Source organism: Lactobacillus amylolyticus DSM 11664, from assembly GCF_000178475.1.
In the GTDB taxonomy this organism is placed as follows: domain Bacteria; phylum Bacillota; class Bacilli; order Lactobacillales; family Lactobacillaceae; genus Lactobacillus; species Lactobacillus amylolyticus.
Genome location: NZ_ADNY01000026.1, coordinates 1 through 17,331 on the forward strand (window position 1 = coordinate 1; position 17,331 = coordinate 17,331).

Sequence of the window (17,331 nt, forward strand, 5' to 3'; positions counted from 1 at the left end):
TTAATTTTTACACCTGAATTTTATCAAATAAATGTTGCATTCTTTTATACGCAGATTGTGAAAAATCAACAGTATCACCATTTACAAATGTTACTTTGTATTTCGGTAAATCAATTAATTTTATATTTTTAGGATTGGCTAAGCATGACTGACTAATTTTAATTAAATCTGTAGATTCCTTAGCATATTGATTAATACTACCAAAGAATTGATTTTTTCCTCTTACATTCACCATAACTAACTTATGTGGTGTTGGAGTCGTTGAAATATAAATAATATCATCAATATTTATATTTCTCACTTGTCTACCAACTTTATAATGAAAAGTTAGCTTCTCCGTATAATCAAAATTTTCAATATTTGACATCGCAACCTCTAACGTTGCTACAAGCCGTTGTTTGAATCTATCATGATCTTCCGAATCTCTAGGCTTAACAATATAATCAACCGGACCGAGTCTCCTTTCAAACGAAATTAAAGACAGATCGGCATGTGTCGTAATAAAGACAATTTGCGCCCTTTTATCCTGCTTCTTGATAAATTCTGCCAAATCAAAACCATTATTTTGATCAACTTCTTGTCCCAGCTCTATATCTAGTAAATAGATTCCACCATTATAGACATTATCTTCTAAATACTCCTTTGCTTCTACGAAATTAGTTGCAGACGCTACATCAAATGCAATTGCATGATCATCAGAAATAATTTCTTCTGCTTTTCCAATCATTTTAACTATGTCATTTACTTGCATTTGATCATCATCACAAACAAATAGTGAATATTTCACTCTAATCTTCCTCCATGCTTTCTTTATCCGGTATGATTTCTAACTCAAAAGTAAACCAACCATTCTTAATTTCATAGTTAATAAGCATGAATTCTTCATACTTTGACTCTATTCGCTTAACATTAGCTAATCCAATACCAGTATGATGTTGCTTAGTAGCAATATCCCTCCTGACTCAAAACATTAGGAGATAATGTCGTACCTTTACTTATTCGGTTTCGAATCTTAAATTCAAAATTACCATCTTCTTGATAATACATAGCATCAACTTTTGCGCTATTATTGTCACCCGTCCGTTTAATTAGATTTTGGCTCTCCTCAATTGCATTATCGAATGCTACTCCAATAATTCGTACTAAATCAAAAATATTTACTATCTTTGGAATATCATAAATTTCCACTTCACACCCAAAACTATAGGGGATTTTTTCATTATAGAGTTTAGCTAATTTAGTAATCGCAATGCTTTTTAACTCTTCAACATGAATATGATTAACACCTTTATATTTACGAAGCGCTTTTTCATCAAATTGGGAATTAGTATATTTAGCCAACTGTTTTACAACAGATTTACTATCTCCTTTTTCCGCACTAATTTTCAAGCTGTTTAAAAGATTTTCATAATCATGCTTAAAATGACGTAATTCGTCTTCATTTTTATCAAGATAGTTGGAATATTCTTTTAACTGCTGATTTTCAGCCTCCATACGTTTCTGCTGTTGCTCTGATAGTACCTCTTTTTGTATTCGAACGGCACCAACATATAATAAGATCGCAAAAATTGCTTGAAAGAGTAATAAGCCTAAAGAAAACTGTAAGACTTTCCTAGGCTCATTTTCAGAAAAAACTAAATAATTTACTACGTATCCTGTGATATATATATATATATACTAATACACCAACTAAAATAGAACTATTTTTGTCTAATAATCTATTTTTAATTTTTCGCTGATTGTAAAATTAAATTGAACACTTGATAAAAAATAAAAAGTCCATTCATTCCTAAAGGAGAAGCAATAGCTAACTATTCTTTACAAGACATCATTATTATTGAAACCTGGTGCAATTCACTGCCGAGAAAGATCTTAGCATATCATACCCCAGATGAAATCTTTAAAAAGGAATTGGATCGTATCTATCAAACAGCATAAGTGTTCAATTTATTATTGCAATTTACGAACCTTTATTTAAAAAGAGTTTTTCAGTTTTAGTAAGCAACACTGATCCGCTTTTTTCTAAACAAACGTTGGATTTAAATGAGTTAAAGAATCGTCATCTTTTGATTTGGGATACTCATAATAGCTTGCCAACTGTGCGGTATCTTTTAAACAAAATTGATGCTAGTGATTTAAATTGTACTTATCAAAAAGTTTCGGACATTATAGCGTTGACCGATTATGTTTTAACTAACAAAGGAATTGGAATTATCCCTTCAATTCTTTATGATAAAAATGAAAAATCAGTAAGATATATTCCTTTAAATTGCGATATTCCAATTGTTTATGGATTAGCTTATCGTAAAGAATTAGATAAAAAATCTTATAGCAATTCTTTATACAATGTTTTTAATAAAGCAGTAAAAATTGCTGCTAGCAAGTGGTAAAGGCTCTTGCAAAATCATGTAAAAAGTTTATAGTAAAAAAGTAAATCAAATAGGCGATGACGTTCGCCATTAACTGAGTAAAATCTGATGACGTCTACTACCTCACAATAAATGGGATAGTAGACGCTTTTTTATTTCTGGAGGGTTTTAATGAATAGTAAACTTGCTAATTATTTTAGCGTTGGTTTCTTTGCCTTTTTCGGTGGGGCACTGCGCTGCTTTTTAACCAATATCTGGTCACAAACTGGCACTTTTGTCGCCAATATCAGTGGTTGTTTTCTGCTTGCCTTTTTGACATACTTCTTTTTGCAATTTAGAGAAGGACGCGATTGGCTAGCTACCGGTCTTTCAACTGGCTTTGTCGGTGCCTTTACCACTTTTTCAAGTTTTAATTTGGATACGCTAAAACAATTGCAATCAGCTAATTCTATGCCAGTAATGATTTACTTCTTTTCTTCAATTATCTTTGGGTTAATCTTTGCGGCTTTAGGGATGTATGTTGGTAATAAGTTAGGTAAAAGATTGGCAGGTGAAGCGTAATGGAAATTGTAACTGCAGGTTTAGGTGCTATTTTTGGTGCAGTGATTCGTTATGCAATTACCAATTATGGTAAGAAAAATTGGCCGAAGAGTTTTTCGTACGCCACTTTGCTGATTAACTTGTCAGGTACCTTTTTACTGGGACTAATCTTTGCTTTGAGCTTGCCAGTCTTTGTTTATGCTTTTGTTGGTACCGGGATTTTAGGCGGTTATACTACTTTTTCAACGATGAATGTGGAATTGTTAGGAAAGTTGAAAGATAAAAGTTATCGCATGTTCTGGACTTATTTAATTGCGTCATATTTAGGCGGTTTGATTCTGGTATTTGCTGGTTTTGCGTTGGGAAAATTGCTTTAAAAAAAGACTAACGTTTGTTAGCCTCTTTTATTTATGCAAAAGTAGAATCTTTGCTTTTCTTTTTAATAAAGTAATTCAAAATAAACGGTGAAACCACAGTCGTCACAATGATTACCAAAATCAAACTGGAATAAATATCTTCAGGGAACAAATGGTGCGTGATTCCGATCTGCGCCACGATCAAGGCGACTTCGCCTCGTGACACCATCCCTGCGCCAACAATATTGCCTTCGCTCTTGCTGAAGCCAAAAAGCTCACTTGAGTATTTGCCAGCCCAGAATTTTGATAAAACTGCTAATACTGTCATCGCGATAATGAACCAAATGTCTCTGAAGAAACTGGCAAAAGTCATGGATAAGCCAATATCCGCAAAAAATACCGGAATAAAAATCGCATAACCAATTGCGGAAACTGAGGAATTAACTTCTTTATATTGTGGTGTCTGCCGTATTGCTAAACCGCCGAGGAAAGCACCAACTACTGCAGAAAGTCCTACGAAATCAGCAGCCCAACCCATAGCAATGGATAAAATCAATGAGGCGATAACGACAACATAGTTGACGTCCATTTTTTCTGCTACCTTCATAAAGTAAGGTGCTACCCATTTGTAAATGAACCAAACTGCGACAAAGTAGGCTGCCTCAATTAAGAGATTTAAAAAGAAATTATTGGTTAAGCCACTTTTTCCGCCTTCATGACTGAATGTTGTGAATAGGCTGAGGACAACTACGGCTAAAATATCATCAACAACGGCCGCGCCTAAGATCGCTGTACCAGCACGAGTGTGCAGCTGGTTGGCTTCTTGCAAAACGACAACAGAAATGGACACGCTGGTGGCAGCGAACACAATTCCGATAAAAAGTGCTTCTAAGAATTTCATGCCAAAGGCCATCGAAGCTAAACCCATGAAAACAACTGGCAGAATGACACCGATACTGGCAACAGTGAAGCTTAATTTGAAGTATTTTTTAAGTAAATCAAGATTGCTTTCTAGTCCAGCCAAGAACATCAGCAGGATAACGCCAAATTCAGAAAAGAGACTAATAATGTCATTTGGCTTGACCAAGTTTAGAATTGCAGGTCCTAAAATAATCCCTGATAACAGCTGACCAATTACGGCTGGCATATTGAAGCGAGCAAATAGTTGTCCGAGCAGCACGGTGGCCAACAAAATTAAAATTAATTCTCCTAAGAAATGCATGTGGATCCTTTCTAAAGGCTAAATAAAGAAAAAAACTTTCAAGTCGCTTATTGACCCAAATAAGCAAATCTTGAAAGTTTTTATTGTTTAAAAACCCAACCACTACAACGTATTTAATTGAATTTTATTTTAATTGTTTTGATACGATGATGCAATAGTATTGGTTGACATATTTGAACAAAATTATAAAATATAGAAAACTAATATAATTTTCATATTAAAAGAGGGCGAAAGCATTGCATTCAGAAACTAAAAAATTTTTACGTAATCGGAGAATTGCCGCACTTTTACCATGGTTAGGCATCTTGGGAATTTTGATTTTAACTTTTTCACCAATTTTTGGTGGGTTCGTTCTCTTTTTTACTGAGATTGGTTTTGTCGCTAGTTTTTATTTCTTTATTGACGAATATAATTGGCTGGCCGAACGCTTGTTGATTAGACCAAATTATACTGTTAACCATGAAAATGAAGATCGAGTAAAAAAGCTGTTTTATTTTGCTTTAGGTGCTTCAATCGTTTATGCGATTTTATTATCTTATTTACGGAGTATAAGCTTTTATGACTTTGTCGTCGGAGTAGCATTCTTATATGGGATTTATTTTGGCAAACATAATATTGAATATGCCTTGATAATCTTACGAGCAGAGTTTGGAAGCAAAAAGTATTACGTAATTCAGATTTATAGGAACGTTACTCACTGCAGTTTCTTTATTGGCTTTCTATTTTATGTTTAATTGGATTTGGACTCTGAGCTTTTTAGCTATTTTAGGCTTTATTTATGTTCTTGAACGGAATATTTTAAAAGAAATGAAAAACCATGGAGTTAAAATTCATTGGGATGACGATGATACTGCTGATCGTTTCAGTATTGGAAATTAGCGTATAACAAAAGGCTTTGGGATATCCCAAAGCCTTTTTATCTATCTATCTTTATTATTTATTTTTTAATTCCAGTTTGCTCTGGATTCTTAGGCTCAGTCTTTGCAAGCAAAGCCAAACAAATCGTAATTAAGTCGACAACTTCCTGCAAAATCGCACCTAAGAAGGCTGGAATAATACCAGTAGCAGCGATAATTTCCAAAATAATGACAATGGAAATAGCTGTCAAAACATCAATGTTAGCAACTTTCATCGTGTGCTTGCCGATAGCAACAGCATCGTTAACTTTGCTAATATCGTTAACCATAATAACGGCATCAGCACTTTCACTAGCAGCAGTAGCACCTTTGGCACCCATTGCAATACCAACATCAGCAGCAGTTAAACTTGGAGCATCGTTGACACCATCACCGATCATAACAACTGGACGCAAATCTTTTGGCACGTTTTTAATTGCTTCAATTTTTTGCTTAGGAAGTAAATCAGCTCTAACTTCGTCATTATTGATGCCAGCTGCATGAGCGATTTGATCAGCGATATTCTTGTGGTCACCGGTCAACATCATGATTTGCTTAGCACCTTGACGGCGCAGGCGAGCGATCGTTTCTGGAGTTTCAGGACGGATCACATCCTTGAAAGTGATATAACCTGCGAATTCACCATTGATAGAAACATAAACAGCAGTAGCACCAGCATCAATTTTCTCATGTTCTGGAGCAACGAAGCTTAATTTACCAACCTTAACGGTTTTGCCTTCAACATCGCCTTCAACACCTTGAGCGGTAGTTTCCCTTAAATTAGAAACAGGTTTAATCTTGTTCTTGTCGGTATCAGCAACCAAAGAAGCAGCAATAATATGGCTTGATTGTTGCTCAACACTTGCAGCCAAGCTTTGAACTTCATCTTTATCGAAGCCGTCGGCAGTAATAACTTCGCTAACTTCCAACTTGTTTTGAGTTAAAGTACCAGTTTTATCAAAAGCAAAAGTCTTGGCACGTGATAATTTTTCAAGTGTTGGACCTGACTTAACAATAATGTGGTGACGAGACATTGAGCTCATTCCTGATACCAAAGCAACAGGAGCAGCGATCAACAATGGACATGGAGAAGCAACAACCATAACTTCCGCAAATCTTGTGAAGTTCCAGCCGCCCATAGCCATCGCAATAATACCAATGATCAAAGAAATAATGGTAAATGGGACAGCGTAACGATCGGCCATCTTAACGAACTTGGCAGGTTGAGCTTCAGAAGACTTAACCAAGGCAACGATTGACTGATATTCTGAATCCTTTGCCAACTTGGTTACTTTCATTTCAACAGCTGCGTCACCGTTGATTGAACCGGACATTAAGTCGTCGCCTGGCTTTTTGTTAATTGGAACAGATTCACCAGTAAGTGATGATTGGTCAAAACTTGAAGTACCTTTAACAATTTTACCGTCAACAGGAACTTGACCACCCGGCTTTACTAAAACCATATCGCCGATTTGCAAGTCGTCAACGTTGACTTCAGTCACTTTGCCATCAACTAATTTGTTGGCCTTTCTTGGTGTGTTGTTAAGTAGTGATCTTAATTCCTTGTCGGCTTGGCTAGTAGCGTAGTCTTCAAGTGATTCACCACCGGTGAACATTACCAAAATCATCCAAGCTGCCCAGTAGTCGCGAATGATCATCGTTGAAACAATGGCAATGATAGCTAAAACATCGACGCCCCAACGACCGCGCCGAATATCGCCGATCATTTCGATTGCCATGTTAATAGCAGTGTAAATACCGATAATATCAATAATAATTTCACTGTAAGTTATTCCTGTTTTGCCCATAAAGGTAAAATTAGTAAATATTGGTTGTATATGAAGAATAAAGTCTAGAATAGCACCGACAATACCAGCAGCTATTACAACCAAAAATTTCCATTGGCGTTTAAGCATACTTTTCTCCCCCCAGAAAAAATCTCAAATATTTTTTGCCTATATCTAGTATGAACGACATAATTAAAGGCCTTAATCCATTCACGTCTTGTTAGCAATCCTTGAAAGGCTCCATGATCATCAACGACTGGCAGAAAGGCGTTATTAATAAGCAGGTGCAGCTGCGTTTCCAAAGTTGTTTCGACAAAGTTGATCTTGTCAAACTTGGTCTGCATGACATCACGAACCTTTAACTTGTTGAGCGGATCAACCGAAATTTCATCAGTTTCCAGCATTTTATCCGTAATCATTGCCAAACTTAACAGGCCTACTACATGACGATCTTTGTCCAAAACCGGTATTTTTGAATATTTAACTTTGGTTAGGATCAAAAAAGCATGATAAAGAGGATTGTCATCTTGAACAAATGCGATTCGGCTGGCAGGAATTAAAAAGGAACCGGATTTTTCTTGGATTAAATGTTTAATTGATGGCGAAAACATGTAAGCGATTTCCCTTCTTTTCTTTCACCATTATCTTACTATAGATTGAGCAAAAGAAAAAGGCTCGCCGTTAAACGAGCCTCATTAGTTTCATCTACTTTGGAGGTGAATGAATGAAAAAAGTGGGAGTATGTAACAAGTTGTTTTCTCCTTGCTACGGTTTATATAATACGGGGAAAATGTGAATTAAAAATGTCTAAATTCTTATGAAAAGGTAAAGAAATATAAGCGATTAGTTTAAGACGACCAAGAAAGGCCCACGCAACGCACGTGAGCGGAAAGGGATAGATATGAAATTGGCGATTAGCCAATCACTTTTAATTTTCATTATTTACTTGGAGGAGTATGAATGAAAAACAAAAAAGTTGAATAGTATTCGACCGAAACTTTTAATTTCGTTCGTTCGCTACAATTTATATGATAAACGTTAATTGTGAAAAAAGTGTGACAAAATTATTTCTATCTTGAAATAAAACGAATTTTTGATTTTAAATTGATTACTTTTGGCTAATACAAGGATTTTATTTCCTATAAAATATATAAACTGATAAAATGCAGTCAACGTGAAAATTTTTTGAGGAGATTGGTAATGTGGTTAAAAAATTAGGACGAATCCTTAAAAGCTTTGTCTTATTTCTTTTGATAGTTGGTGCATTAGGCACAGGTGGCTACTTTGGGTATCAATGGTATCAAGAACAAGAATTCTTAAATAATCGGCCAAAGCTGGTAAAGGCAAAAGATGGTACAAATACGAATGCTGCTTGGCAAAAAGAGTCCACATATCAAAAAAATTTACGAACAAAATATCCTTTCATTAATAAAGTATCCAATTATGTTCCCCCAAGAACCTGGGTGGGCAAGGATTTTGTCATTCCTGGCTTAGTTGCGACCAAAAGCTATGACTTTAAGAAGAAAAAATACGACACTGCAACTGAAATGACGCCCCAGGGAATTACGGTTGCCGGCAAGTATCTGTTGCTTACGGCTTATGACGGTGAGCATACGCACGCGTCCGTTATTTACGTGCTTAATAAAAAGACTGGAAAATACATCAAAACCATTCAAGTAGCCGGTCGACCTCACCTTGGCGGAATTGCGTATGATCCTGTGGGCAAAAATGTCTGGATTACTGGATCAATTGGCAAGTCATCCGCGTTAATGTCCTTTCCTCTAAAAGAGGTGGCTAGCTATGATACAAAACGCCATGCCCCAATTAGCTATAACAACCGAATTTCAATTCCAACTCTTGAAAAAGCATCGACTGTTACTTACTACGATAATCAGCTGTTTGTCGGCTTCTTTAACATGTATGGCCGCGGGAGAGTAGCAAGTTATACGATTTCTCGCAGCGGCAAAAATAAAAACTCAATTATTACTGGTACGGTTGACTGGTCCGACCCAAGTGGCGTAACTTCAATGAACAAACAGATTCAAGGAATTACGATTTATGACGATAAAATTTTCTTAAGTCAATCCTATGGCAGCAGCGATTCAAAATTATATATTTTCCCTTCTACCGCACTTGATGCTTTAGATGAAAAAAACGCGGAATTGGTAATTGATATGCCGCCATATTTGGAACAAATTACTGCATATAAGGGCCAATTGCTTTGTATTTTTGAGTCCGGCTCAAAGCAATATGCCAAACCAAATATGGTGATTATGGATAGAATTTTATCAATTAATATAAATGCATTATTTGGAAATTAAAAAATATTTCTTTTCCCAATTGTTTAAGTTTATTTAAATTTGTTAAAATATGACCTGAGTGTCTTTTCGCTACATTCATTTGTAGTAAGATAAGGCCTGAGCGTTGTTGAAGAATAACGAGGGAGAAAAATGGAGAAAACAAAAAAAGTTGAATCTCGAGGCAAACAAATAGGGATGTTTGTCTTGAAAACAATAGTATATTTTGCGATCCTCATGGCCCTAATTTATTTGTATGAATATAGTGGCTTAAATTCAGTCCACTTTATTTACAATGAATTTTAAGGCAGGTGGGATCAGCAATGATTAAAGATGTAATCAAGAAGATAGACGAGATTGCAATTAATGAACCTGATCGCGAGGTTTATGATTATCTCGGCCATACTAATACTTATGGTGATTTGAAAAAGCGTTCAGATGCTTGGGCACATAAGTTATCAAGCTTAGATATCCCTGATAAAGATCCAATTATGATCTGGGGCGGTCAAAACTTTGAAATGATTGCTAGTTTCTTAGGCTGTGTCAAATCTGGACATGCTTATATTCCAATTGCAAGCTATTCAAACGCTGAACGTTTGACAATGATTCAAGACGTTTCTAAAGCAAAAGTCGTGCTCGCAATTGATGATTTGCCAAAAATTGAATTGCCTGGCGTACAAGTGATTAAGCCAGATGAAGTTGAAAACGGCAATTACACGCTTGACGAAAGCAAATTCGTCGAAGGCGATGATAATTACTACATTATCTTCACTTCAGGAACAACTGGGAAGCCTAAAGGGGTTCAAATTAGTCACAAGAACTTGCTCAGCTTCGTTAACTGGGAATTGAACGATTTCAATTTGCCAGAACATCCAAGCTTTTTGGCACAAGCTCCATATTCATTTGACTTGTCAGTCATGAGCTTGTATCCTGCATTAACTGCAGCGGGCAAGTTGGTTGTTTTGCCACATGATGTGACGCAAAACTTTGCACAATTATTCAGCACTTTGCCAAAATTGCAATTTAACGTTTGGGTATCAACGCCATCATTTGCACAGATGTGCTTCTTGGACAAAACATTTGATGCTCAACACCACCCAGATTTGACGCATTTCTTATTCTGTGGTGAAGAATTGCCGCATACTGAAGTAGAAATGCTGAAGAAAAAATTCCCAGGATCACATATTTTCAATACTTACGGTCCAACGGAAACAACTGTTGCGGTAACGCAAGTTGAAATTACTGATGAAATTTTAAAGAAATATGATCGGTTGCCAATTGGTCGTGCTAAAGAAGACACCAAGATCACAATCGATACTGCTAAAGGTGAAAAACCAGGCGAAGGCGAAACTATCATCAGCGGCCCTAGCGTTTCTAAAGGTTATATGAATAACCCGGAGAAGACTGAAGCCGCATTCTTTAAGAATGATGATGATCAATATCAAAGCTATCGCTCTGGCGATACCGGCTTCTTTGATGGCGATATGTTATTTTATCGTGGCCGGATTGACTTCCAAATTAAATTTAACGGCTACAGAATCGAACTTGAAGAAATTAACTTTTACTTGAGCAAAAATAAATTGGTTCGTTATGGCGTAGCTGCTCCAAAATACAATAAAGACCACGCTGTTCAGCAGATTGTTGCTGAAATTGAATTAAAGCAAGGCGTAAGACGCAAGTACTCTGATGTTGCTTTAACAAAAATGATTCGTGAAGATTTGGCTAAAAACGTAATGCCATATATGATTCCACAACGTTTCATTTATCGAGATTCTTTGCCAATTTCGCAAAATGGCAAAGTTGACATCAAGGCGGTCATTAAGGAGGTTAATAAGTAGTGAATTTTAATTTCATTAACTTACAACCCTACTCAAATCCGCAATACTTTATTTGGCTGCTGATTGCGTTAATTCCAATGATTATCGGCCTTTATAATGGTAAAAGATTTAAGACATATGAAGCTATTTTTTCATTAGTCTTCTTATTCTTGATCTTCGATGCTAGTCACTGGCAGCAAGGGGTCAATTTAATTCTTTACCTAGTTTTTGAATTCTTGCTAACCTTTGCCTATGAACGCTATCGCACTAAAAAGAATAGTCCTAATAAAACCTGGGTTTTCTGTTTAGCTGTAATTTTGGCGATTTTGCCATTAACTGCTGTTAAGATCTTAACTGTAATGCCAGCGGGAACAGTTCCATTTGTCGTGGGTTTCTTAGGAATTTCATATATTACCTTTAAGAATGTCCAAGTAATTATGGAAATTCGCGATGGGGCAATTAAGAAGGTTGAACCTGGAACATATGCTAGATTCTTGCTCTTCTTTCCAACGATTTCCTCTGGGCCAATTGACCGTTACCGGCGCTTTAAAAAGGATTTTGATAAAGCACCAACCAGGGATCAATATATTACGGATTTGCAATATGCAGTTCGGTATTTATTCCAAGGATTCTTATATAAGTTTATTTTAGGCTGGCTGTTTGGGACCTATTGGCTGCCAAAAATCAGTCAAGCAGCTTTGATTGCCGGAAATGCTGCAGGCGGATTGAAGTTATCATGGTGGGTTTTAGCATACATGTATTGTTACACCATGTATTTGTTCTTTGACTTTGCCGGTTATTCATTATTTGCGGTTTCCATTTCATACTTTATGGGAATCCACACGCCAATGAACTTCAATAAGCCTTTTATTTCCCAAAATATTAAAGACTTCTGGAATCGTTGGCACATGACCTTGTCATTCTGGTTCCGTGATTATATTTACATGCGGTTTACCTTCTTTGCTATGAAGAAGAAATTGATTAAAAACCGGATTCGTTTATCACAAGTTTCATACTTGCTTTTGTTCTTAATCATGGGCTTTTGGCACGGCCTTACTTGGTACTACATCACGTATGGTTTGTACCAATGCATTGCCATTATCATTAATGATTATTGGCTGAGATTTAAGCGGAAACATAAGAAGACCATTCCTTCTAATAAATTTACTAAATGGTTTGCAATTTTTATTACTTTCCAGGTTATTTGTTTTGGGATGCTGATCTTCTCCGGTTTTCTTAGCCAATTATGGTTTGGATGGCATTAAGTATAGAAGATAGAAATTTTAATTATTTGAGGGGTATTAATAATGGACACAAAAAAAGAAGTTTTAGACATTTTGAATGATTTGACTGGTGAAGATTTATCAGATCGAATGGATGAAAATATTTTTGAAAATGGTTTGCTCGATTCAATGGCAAGCGTTCAAATGCTTTTGAGTTTGCAAGAAAAGTTCGGTATCGATGTTCCTGTATCAGAATTCAACCGTGCAGAATGGGATACTCCAGCTAAGATCGTTGCAAAGGTGGAAAGCTTAGAAAATGAGTAATAAACGCCGGCTCTGGCAAATCTTTGGCCCGGTTTTATGTGCAATTGTTCTGTTGATCATTGTCTTTTTATTGCCATGGGAAAGAACTTTTTCTAAGAGTTCAATCTATGAAGCTGCCAATTCGCAAACGCAGACGGTCTTTAAAGGGATAAAGATGAAGCAGGAAGCATTTGATAGTGGATATGTGCCTTTCTATGGTTCAAGTGAATTATCACGTATTGATCCGCTTCACCCAAGTGTCTTAGCTGCGAAGTATCACCGCAGTTATCGGCCGTTTTTGCTTGGTGGCCCTGGCAGTCAAAGCCTGGCTCAGTTTGTAGGGATGCAGGGAACTAGCAAGCAATTGAAGAATAAAAAGGCTGTTGTGATTATTTCACCACAATGGTTTACCAAGAAGGGTCAAGACCCTGCTGCCTTTGATCTGTATTATTCTCCACTTGGGACGGCCATTTTCTTGCTGCATGCCAAAAACACAAAAACTGATCGTTATGCTGCGGCTAGAATTGCATCTATGCCAACTGTAAAAGCAGGAATTATTAAATCTTGCTTGAAAAAAGTAGCGGCAGGCAAAAAGCTTTCTAGTTGGGATCGTTTCTTATTGAAGGATCGTGAACGGATGCTGGCTAATGAAGACAAATTCTTCAGCTCCTTCCAATTGCGAGACAGAATCAACAAGATCGAAAAGGAAGAAAAGCTTTTGCCTAAGACTTATTCTGAAGCTGCTTTGAAGAAAGTAGCGGATGAACAAGCAGCAATGCATACCAACTCCAATAATTTTGGAATTGATAATACTTTTTATCGGACACGTTTGCCAAAGAAAGTTCTTAAGAAGTTAAAGGGCAGTCAACGCAATTTCGATTACGTCAAGTCACCTGAATATGCGGACTTTGAGTTGATGCTTAATCAATTTGCTAAGCAGCATACCAACGTTTTGTTCATCATTCCGCCTGTTAATGCTAAATGGGCTAAGTACACAGGCTTATCAATGAAGATGTATCAAAAGTCAGTTGCTAAAATAGAAAAACAGTTGACCAGTCAAGGTTTTGAAAATATTGAAGACTTGTCAAAAGATGGCAACAAGAAGTATTTCATGACCGATACGATTCACTTGGGCTGGAATGGTTGGATTGCTGTTGATAAAGCAGTAAAAAAGTTCATGCGTTTGCCTAATGAACGCTACGACTACTCAATGAGCAATTATTATTACTCAAAGAAGTGGCAAAATACTACTAAGGTCAAGAGCTTAAACTTAACTAAGAATCATCTTGATGGTTCAAAAGAAAAAAAAATAGTGCGACATGCTATTGACCAATTAGGAATTAAAGGCTCGGTTCTTGTTATCAAAAATAATAAGACTTGGCTGAAATATTCGACGGCCAATAAGGATGACACTAGCTACTTAATCAATTCAGTGCAAAAATCAATGACAGCTGCCATGATCATGCGTGAAATTGAGGCTAAAAAATTATCGTTGAAGACGAAATTGAGCAGGTTTTATCCAACTGTAGCTGGTGCTGATCGAATAACTATTGCTAACTTGCTGGATATGACTTCGGGACTGGATATCAAGTCAGGTCAGACATTGGGAACTGATCATTTTGTCTCTGATGCGGACAACATTAAGGCCGATGTGAAGAAGACCGTGTTCAATAAGCAGCAATTTGGCAAGTGGCACTATACTTCACTCAATTACGTTTATTTGTGCGGTATTTTAGCTCAGCTTGAGAAAAAGACATATGAGCAAATGTTTGAAAAGACATTTGTTAAACCATTGAAATTAAAGCATACAGTATTCTTATGGGCAGATCCGGCTGTGCTTAAAGCAAGTGGCTGGGTTCATAGTTATAACTACCTTGATGGCAAGTACCACCGGGTAAAATATTCGAAAGTAGTTGCTGATGCTCATAATGAATTAGGTGCTGGTTCGGTGGCAATGTCCGATAGTGATTTGGCAAAAGTTGTCAGAGAAATGCTTGTTGGCAAATTGCTAACGAATAACAGTCGCTCTGTCTTGTATCATGGCAAAGCATCAAAATATTATAATGGTGGCTTTTATAATACTAAAGTCTTTAAGAGCGCCAATGGTGCGGGAGACGGATATTTTACCTTCTTGCGTACTACAAATGATGGTAAGAATATGATCATTATTCAGTCTAATCGTGTTGATCATAAGAAATTTTCATATTTGAAAAAACGAATTGATCATATCATGACAATGATGCTTGACTTAGATCGAAAATGATCAAAAATATTTTTATATTAAGCAGGTAGAAGTGTTGTTTTTTAACATTTTGAATGCTAAACTTTTTATGTACCGCCACTAAGGAAAGTAGTCATTTTCTCCGGTAGCGAAAATGTTATCTTCTATATGTGGTCAGAAGTGGTGGTATTTCACTGTGTGAGCCTAGTTCCAATGTTGGTGGAATTAGGCTTTTTTTATACCTAAATTAGACTTCATATACAAAGTGGGCTAAACTGTAACAGTTAAGAAAACGTAATTGAAATCATTTTGGAGGAGAAAAATGAGCAGAAAAGAATTAAAACAAGCAGCCAAGGACCAACTTCGTGGTCATTGGGGCTGGGCAGTTTGTCTGTCATTATTTGCATATGTGATTATTTATGGTGCTGAAGATATTGTGTCTTTGATTTTTGATAAGCGCGAAATCGTTTATACTCGCATCGATGAAATGGCAAATGGCGTTGTTTATCATCAAAGCACGACTTCATCAGTGATTAATTTAATCGTTAGCGTGCTGCTCGGTTTAATCGTCTGGGGCGTTTACTACACGCTTTTGCAATTCAGAGACAAAGGCGATCAGCCAAATATCTTCAAAGGCATGTTTAGTGCTTATACTGATGGCAAGTTCACGAGTTCATTTATCACTTATTTGGTAGAATTGATCTTCCTTATTTTATGGACGCTTCTGTTCATTATTCCAGGGATTATTAAGGCTTTCTCATATGCAATGACGCCATACATCATGAAGGATCTTTATGATGCAGGCAAAACGCCAACGATGACGGAAGCAATTACAAAGAGTCGTCATTTGATGAATGGTCATAAGACTGATTTGTTCGTTTTGTGGTTAAGCTTCATCGGTTGGGCTATTCTTAGCGTCATTACTTTGGGAATCGGTTTTATCTGGCTTGTGCCATATTACCGTCAAACCATGGTCAACTTTTACCGTGATTTAGCTGGTGACCAATTCCTTAAGGAAAACTAAATTATCGCTATTTTAGAGCAGTAAAATATTTTATTGAAACCACCTTCCGTATAATTTGAAATAGGAAGGTGGTTTTTTATGCATGATGACAAAAAAGCAAAGATCAAAAGACTTTTTCTGATTCTGAAGTACGTGGCGAGCGCAGCCATCGTAATCTACCAATTAGCAAAAAAGGTCAATGGACTGAGAAAAAATGATGAAACTCAGGTATACAAAGCAAGCAAAGGAAAAATATAGAGGTCTGACAGGCTCGCAGCGCAGTTTTGTTGATCAGGGCTTGGATCAGTTGAAGCAAAGCAAAAAAAACGTGTCGCAACTTGAAAATAAAGATTTAGGTCTGACTATTGTTTGTGAACAACATGCTGATATGGTTTTGGTCAAAGATATTTTGTATGAAGCATATCGAAAAAGCGATAATTATCGGGATGCACAAAAAGAATGAACGATTGGAATAATTGAAAGAGTAGCGGTTGGCTGCTCTTTTTTATTTGCTTAAACATGCTTGAATTTCATGAAGGGGGATATAATCAGACGAAAGGGATGAGATTTAAGCAGTTTAATTTAGAGGAGAAATTAAATATTATGTTTGGCAGAAAAAAACGTGTTAATGAAGAAAAAATTTTTGGCAATTTTGAATTATTTGCTAGATGAAGACGAGACGGTGACGGCACCGGAACGCAAGTATTTGTTAAAGGCTAAAAATGAAATTGAAAACGATGTTTATTATCCACGAATTATGAATGAATTGACTTATGTGCTGCTTCCTTTAGCTTTGCATGGCAAACTTTATAAGAATGTTAGAGAGTTATATAGTCGTGCGATGCATGATTCTCACCAGGATCAGGAATGGAACGGCATTAGTTTTATGAGCTTTTAAAGAATAAAAAAAGATTGGTAATCAACTTATGATTATCAATCTTTTTCTTTGCCTAAGCTTAAATATTCCAATGACTGTCAATGTTGTTACTAACATATTCGTCAAGATACTTTGCAGCTTCGCTATCGCTATCTTTCATCATTTCTCTTAATTCCTTAGAGGTAATGGCTGCTCTCTTTTATTTGCTAGTGATACCAGTTCTGACTGAATACGCGTCACAGAAAATTCTAGTCATTATTTGCAATGGCAAACGTGAGCGTACCTCATAATTAGGAAAATAATTCGTTTGCGTTTTATATCCCACAAGCATTAAAGTGGAGAGTTTAGCTAATGAGCTGTTGGAATTAGTTGTAAAAAGAATAGTCGAAAACGCGTGGTGCTAGTTAAATCGTTTTAGTT

General features: G+C 36.4%; 20 protein-coding genes, 1 pseudogene, 1 riboswitch and 1 other annotated feature. Of the genes and pseudogenes, 15 read left to right on the top strand and 6 right to left on the bottom strand.

All coding sequences use genetic code 11. The annotated features are described in order from the left end of the window. Positions 1 to 7: 7 nt before the first annotated feature. The 3 genes from HMPREF0493_RS03110 to HMPREF0493_RS03115 are packed head-to-tail and all read right to left on the bottom strand — an operon-like array spanning position 8 to position 1,494. Entirely contained in the window at positions 8 to 787 is a 780-nt protein-coding gene (locus tag HMPREF0493_RS03110) for a LytTR family transcriptional regulator DNA-binding domain-containing protein (RefSeq protein ID WP_006351826.1), read from the bottom strand. Between the two features lies 1 nt (position 788). Continuing rightward, positions 789 to 950, bottom strand: a complete 162-nt coding sequence (locus HMPREF0493_RS09000) for a GHKL domain-containing protein (protein ID WP_228117014.1) — start codon at positions 948 to 950, stop codon at positions 789 to 791. Beyond that, complete coding sequence (locus HMPREF0493_RS03115; protein WP_006351827.1) at positions 940 to 1,494, bottom strand: sensor histidine kinase; 555 nt, start codon at positions 1,492 to 1,494, stop codon at positions 940 to 942. Before HMPREF0493_RS03115 ends, HMPREF0493_RS09000 begins: the two co-directional genes overlap by 11 nt. A gap of 288 nt (positions 1,495 to 1,782) precedes the next feature. Between HMPREF0493_RS03115 and HMPREF0493_RS08590 the strand changes: the two are divergent. The 4 genes and pseudogenes from HMPREF0493_RS08590 to crcB form a co-directional block, all read left to right on the top strand. Then, a pseudogene (locus HMPREF0493_RS08590) lies at positions 1,783 to 1,938 on the top strand (IS30 family transposase); the annotation flags it as partial. Positions 1,939 to 1,958: 20 nt separating this feature from the next. Continuing rightward, the gene (locus HMPREF0493_RS03120) at positions 1,959 to 2,390 is read left to right on the top strand and encodes a LysR substrate-binding domain-containing protein (protein WP_228117015.1); all 432 of its coding nucleotides are present in this window, start codon (positions 1,959 to 1,961) and stop codon (positions 2,388 to 2,390) included. 43 nt (positions 2,391 to 2,433) lie between these two features. Further along, positions 2,434 to 2,494, top strand: a riboswitch (Fluoride riboswitch). A 46-nt stretch (positions 2,495 to 2,540) separates the two neighbouring features. After that, positions 2,541 to 2,930: a fluoride efflux transporter FluC gene (locus tag HMPREF0493_RS03125; RefSeq protein WP_006351829.1), complete on the top strand. Its 390-nt coding sequence runs from the start codon at positions 2,541 to 2,543 to the stop codon at positions 2,928 to 2,930. After that, entirely contained in the window at positions 2,930 to 3,286 is a 357-nt protein-coding gene (gene crcB, locus HMPREF0493_RS03130) for a fluoride efflux transporter CrcB (protein ID WP_006351830.1), read from the top strand. Before HMPREF0493_RS03125 ends, crcB begins: the two co-directional genes overlap by 1 nt. Positions 3,287 to 3,317: 31 nt before the next feature. On the opposite strand, the gene HMPREF0493_RS03135 is transcribed toward crcB, so the two are convergent. Continuing rightward, positions 3,318 to 4,487: a cation:proton antiporter gene (locus tag HMPREF0493_RS03135; protein WP_006351831.1), complete on the bottom strand. Its 1,170-nt coding sequence runs from the start codon at positions 4,485 to 4,487 to the stop codon at positions 3,318 to 3,320. Between the two features lie 45 nt (positions 4,488 to 4,532). Beyond that, positions 4,533 to 4,588, bottom strand: a sequence feature (sodium ion sensor (DUF1646 type); this cis-regulatory element may regulate processes involved in with the transportation of sodium ions). A gap of 135 nt (positions 4,589 to 4,723) precedes the next feature. Here HMPREF0493_RS03135 and HMPREF0493_RS03140 point away from each other — a divergent pair. Together HMPREF0493_RS03140 and HMPREF0493_RS08595 are read left to right on the top strand one after the other, a co-directional pair. Next, on the top strand, positions 4,724 to 5,221 hold the full coding sequence (locus tag HMPREF0493_RS03140; RefSeq protein WP_006351832.1) for a hypothetical protein: 498 nt from the start codon (positions 4,724 to 4,726) through the stop codon (positions 5,219 to 5,221). Beyond that, the gene (locus HMPREF0493_RS08595) at positions 5,214 to 5,366 is read left to right on the top strand and encodes a hypothetical protein (protein WP_006351833.1); all 153 of its coding nucleotides are present in this window, start codon (positions 5,214 to 5,216) and stop codon (positions 5,364 to 5,366) included. The genes HMPREF0493_RS03140 and HMPREF0493_RS08595 overlap by 8 nt, the downstream gene beginning before the upstream one ends. 58 nt (positions 5,367 to 5,424) lie before the next feature. Here the strand turns inward: HMPREF0493_RS08595 and HMPREF0493_RS03145 are convergent, their stop codons facing one another. Next, a complete protein-coding gene (locus HMPREF0493_RS03145) occupies positions 5,425 to 7,299 on the bottom strand; it encodes a heavy metal translocating P-type ATPase (protein ID WP_006351834.1) in 1,875 nt (624 codons plus the stop codon). Beyond that, positions 7,266 to 7,781: a cyclic-di-AMP-binding protein CbpB gene (gene cbpB / locus HMPREF0493_RS03150; protein WP_006351835.1), complete on the bottom strand. Its 516-nt coding sequence runs from the start codon at positions 7,779 to 7,781 to the stop codon at positions 7,266 to 7,268. The genes HMPREF0493_RS03145 and cbpB overlap by 34 nt, the downstream gene beginning before the upstream one ends. A 591-nt stretch (positions 7,782 to 8,372) precedes the next feature. Between cbpB and HMPREF0493_RS03155 the strand changes: the two genes are divergently transcribed. The 9 genes from HMPREF0493_RS03155 to HMPREF0493_RS03195 all read left to right on the top strand — a co-directional run bounded on the left by HMPREF0493_RS03155 (position 8,373) and on the right by HMPREF0493_RS03195 (position 16,932). Beyond that, positions 8,373 to 9,491 carry a YncE family protein gene (locus tag HMPREF0493_RS03155; protein WP_006351836.1) on the top strand — a complete coding sequence of 373 codons (1,119 nt, stop codon included), beginning with the start codon at positions 8,373 to 8,375 and terminating at the stop codon, positions 9,489 to 9,491. Positions 9,492 to 9,620: 129 nt separating this feature from the next. After that, positions 9,621 to 9,773, top strand: a complete 153-nt coding sequence (locus HMPREF0493_RS03160) for a teichoic acid D-Ala incorporation-associated protein DltX (protein WP_006351837.1) — start codon at positions 9,621 to 9,623, stop codon at positions 9,771 to 9,773. Between the two features lie 17 nt (positions 9,774 to 9,790). Next, positions 9,791 to 11,305 (top strand): D-alanine--poly(phosphoribitol) ligase subunit DltA, encoded by a 1,515-nt coding sequence (gene dltA / locus HMPREF0493_RS03165; RefSeq protein WP_006351838.1) that lies wholly within the window; start codon positions 9,791 to 9,793, stop codon positions 11,303 to 11,305. Further along, positions 11,305 to 12,549: a D-alanyl-lipoteichoic acid biosynthesis protein DltB gene (gene dltB, locus HMPREF0493_RS03170; protein WP_006351839.1), complete on the top strand. Its 1,245-nt coding sequence runs from the start codon at positions 11,305 to 11,307 to the stop codon at positions 12,547 to 12,549. The genes dltA and dltB overlap by 1 nt, the downstream gene beginning before the upstream one ends. 42 nt (positions 12,550 to 12,591) lie before the next feature. Beyond that, positions 12,592 to 12,831, top strand: coding sequence for a D-alanine--poly(phosphoribitol) ligase subunit DltC (dltC, locus tag HMPREF0493_RS03175; RefSeq protein WP_006351840.1), 240 nt, complete (start codon positions 12,592 to 12,594; stop codon positions 12,829 to 12,831). Further along, entirely contained in the window at positions 12,824 to 15,073 is a 2,250-nt protein-coding gene (gene dltD, locus HMPREF0493_RS09250) for a D-alanyl-lipoteichoic acid biosynthesis protein DltD (RefSeq protein WP_006351841.1), read from the top strand. Before dltC ends, dltD begins: the two co-directional genes overlap by 8 nt. A 280-nt stretch (positions 15,074 to 15,353) precedes the next feature. Then, positions 15,354 to 16,055 carry a DUF975 family protein gene (locus HMPREF0493_RS03185; RefSeq protein ID WP_006351842.1) on the top strand — a complete coding sequence of 234 codons (702 nt, stop codon included), beginning with the start codon at positions 15,354 to 15,356 and terminating at the stop codon, positions 16,053 to 16,055. Between the two features lie 193 nt (positions 16,056 to 16,248). Beyond that, positions 16,249 to 16,497 carry a hypothetical protein gene (locus HMPREF0493_RS03190; protein ID WP_006351844.1) on the top strand — a complete coding sequence of 83 codons (249 nt, stop codon included), beginning with the start codon at positions 16,249 to 16,251 and terminating at the stop codon, positions 16,495 to 16,497. Positions 16,498 to 16,662: 165 nt separating this feature from the next. Next, complete coding sequence (locus tag HMPREF0493_RS03195) at positions 16,663 to 16,932, top strand: bacteriocin immunity family protein (RefSeq protein WP_133286317.1); 270 nt, start codon at positions 16,663 to 16,665, stop codon at positions 16,930 to 16,932. Positions 16,933 to 17,331 lie beyond the last annotated feature (399 nt).

Excerpts from the sequence above, each read along its gene's own strand:
- HMPREF0493_RS03115 (WP_006351827.1), bottom strand. The coding sequence starts at position 1,494 with ATGGAGGCTGAAAATCAGCAGTTAAAAGAATATTCCAACTATCTTGAT.
- HMPREF0493_RS03125 (WP_006351829.1), top strand. The coding sequence starts at position 2,541 with ATGAATAGTAAACTTGCTAATTATTTTAGCGTTGGTTTCTTTGCCTTT.
- crcB (WP_006351830.1), top strand. The coding sequence starts at position 2,930 with ATGGAAATTGTAACTGCAGGTTTAGGTGCTATTTTTGGTGCAGTGATT.
- HMPREF0493_RS03135 (WP_006351831.1), bottom strand. The coding sequence starts at position 4,487 with ATGCATTTCTTAGGAGAATTAATTTTAATTTTGTTGGCCACCGTGCTG.
- HMPREF0493_RS08595 (WP_006351833.1), top strand. The coding sequence starts at position 5,214 with ATGTTTAATTGGATTTGGACTCTGAGCTTTTTAGCTATTTTAGGCTTT.
- HMPREF0493_RS03145 (WP_006351834.1), bottom strand. The coding sequence starts at position 7,299 with ATGCTTAAACGCCAATGGAAATTTTTGGTTGTAATAGCTGCTGGTATT.
- cbpB (WP_006351835.1), bottom strand. The coding sequence starts at position 7,781 with ATGTTTTCGCCATCAATTAAACATTTAATCCAAGAAAAATCCGGTTCC.
- HMPREF0493_RS03160 (WP_006351837.1), top strand. The coding sequence starts at position 9,621 with ATGGAGAAAACAAAAAAAGTTGAATCTCGAGGCAAACAAATAGGGATG.
- dltA (WP_006351838.1), top strand. The coding sequence starts at position 9,791 with ATGATTAAAGATGTAATCAAGAAGATAGACGAGATTGCAATTAATGAA.
- dltC (WP_006351840.1), top strand. The coding sequence starts at position 12,592 with ATGGACACAAAAAAAGAAGTTTTAGACATTTTGAATGATTTGACTGGT.
- dltD (WP_006351841.1), top strand. The coding sequence starts at position 12,824 with ATGAGTAATAAACGCCGGCTCTGGCAAATCTTTGGCCCGGTTTTATGT.
- HMPREF0493_RS03185 (WP_006351842.1), top strand. The coding sequence starts at position 15,354 with ATGAGCAGAAAAGAATTAAAACAAGCAGCCAAGGACCAACTTCGTGGT.
- HMPREF0493_RS03190 (WP_006351844.1), top strand. The coding sequence starts at position 16,249 with ATGATGAAACTCAGGTATACAAAGCAAGCAAAGGAAAAATATAGAGGT.
- HMPREF0493_RS03195 (WP_133286317.1), top strand. The coding sequence starts at position 16,663 with ATGAAGAAAAAATTTTTGGCAATTTTGAATTATTTGCTAGATGAAGAC.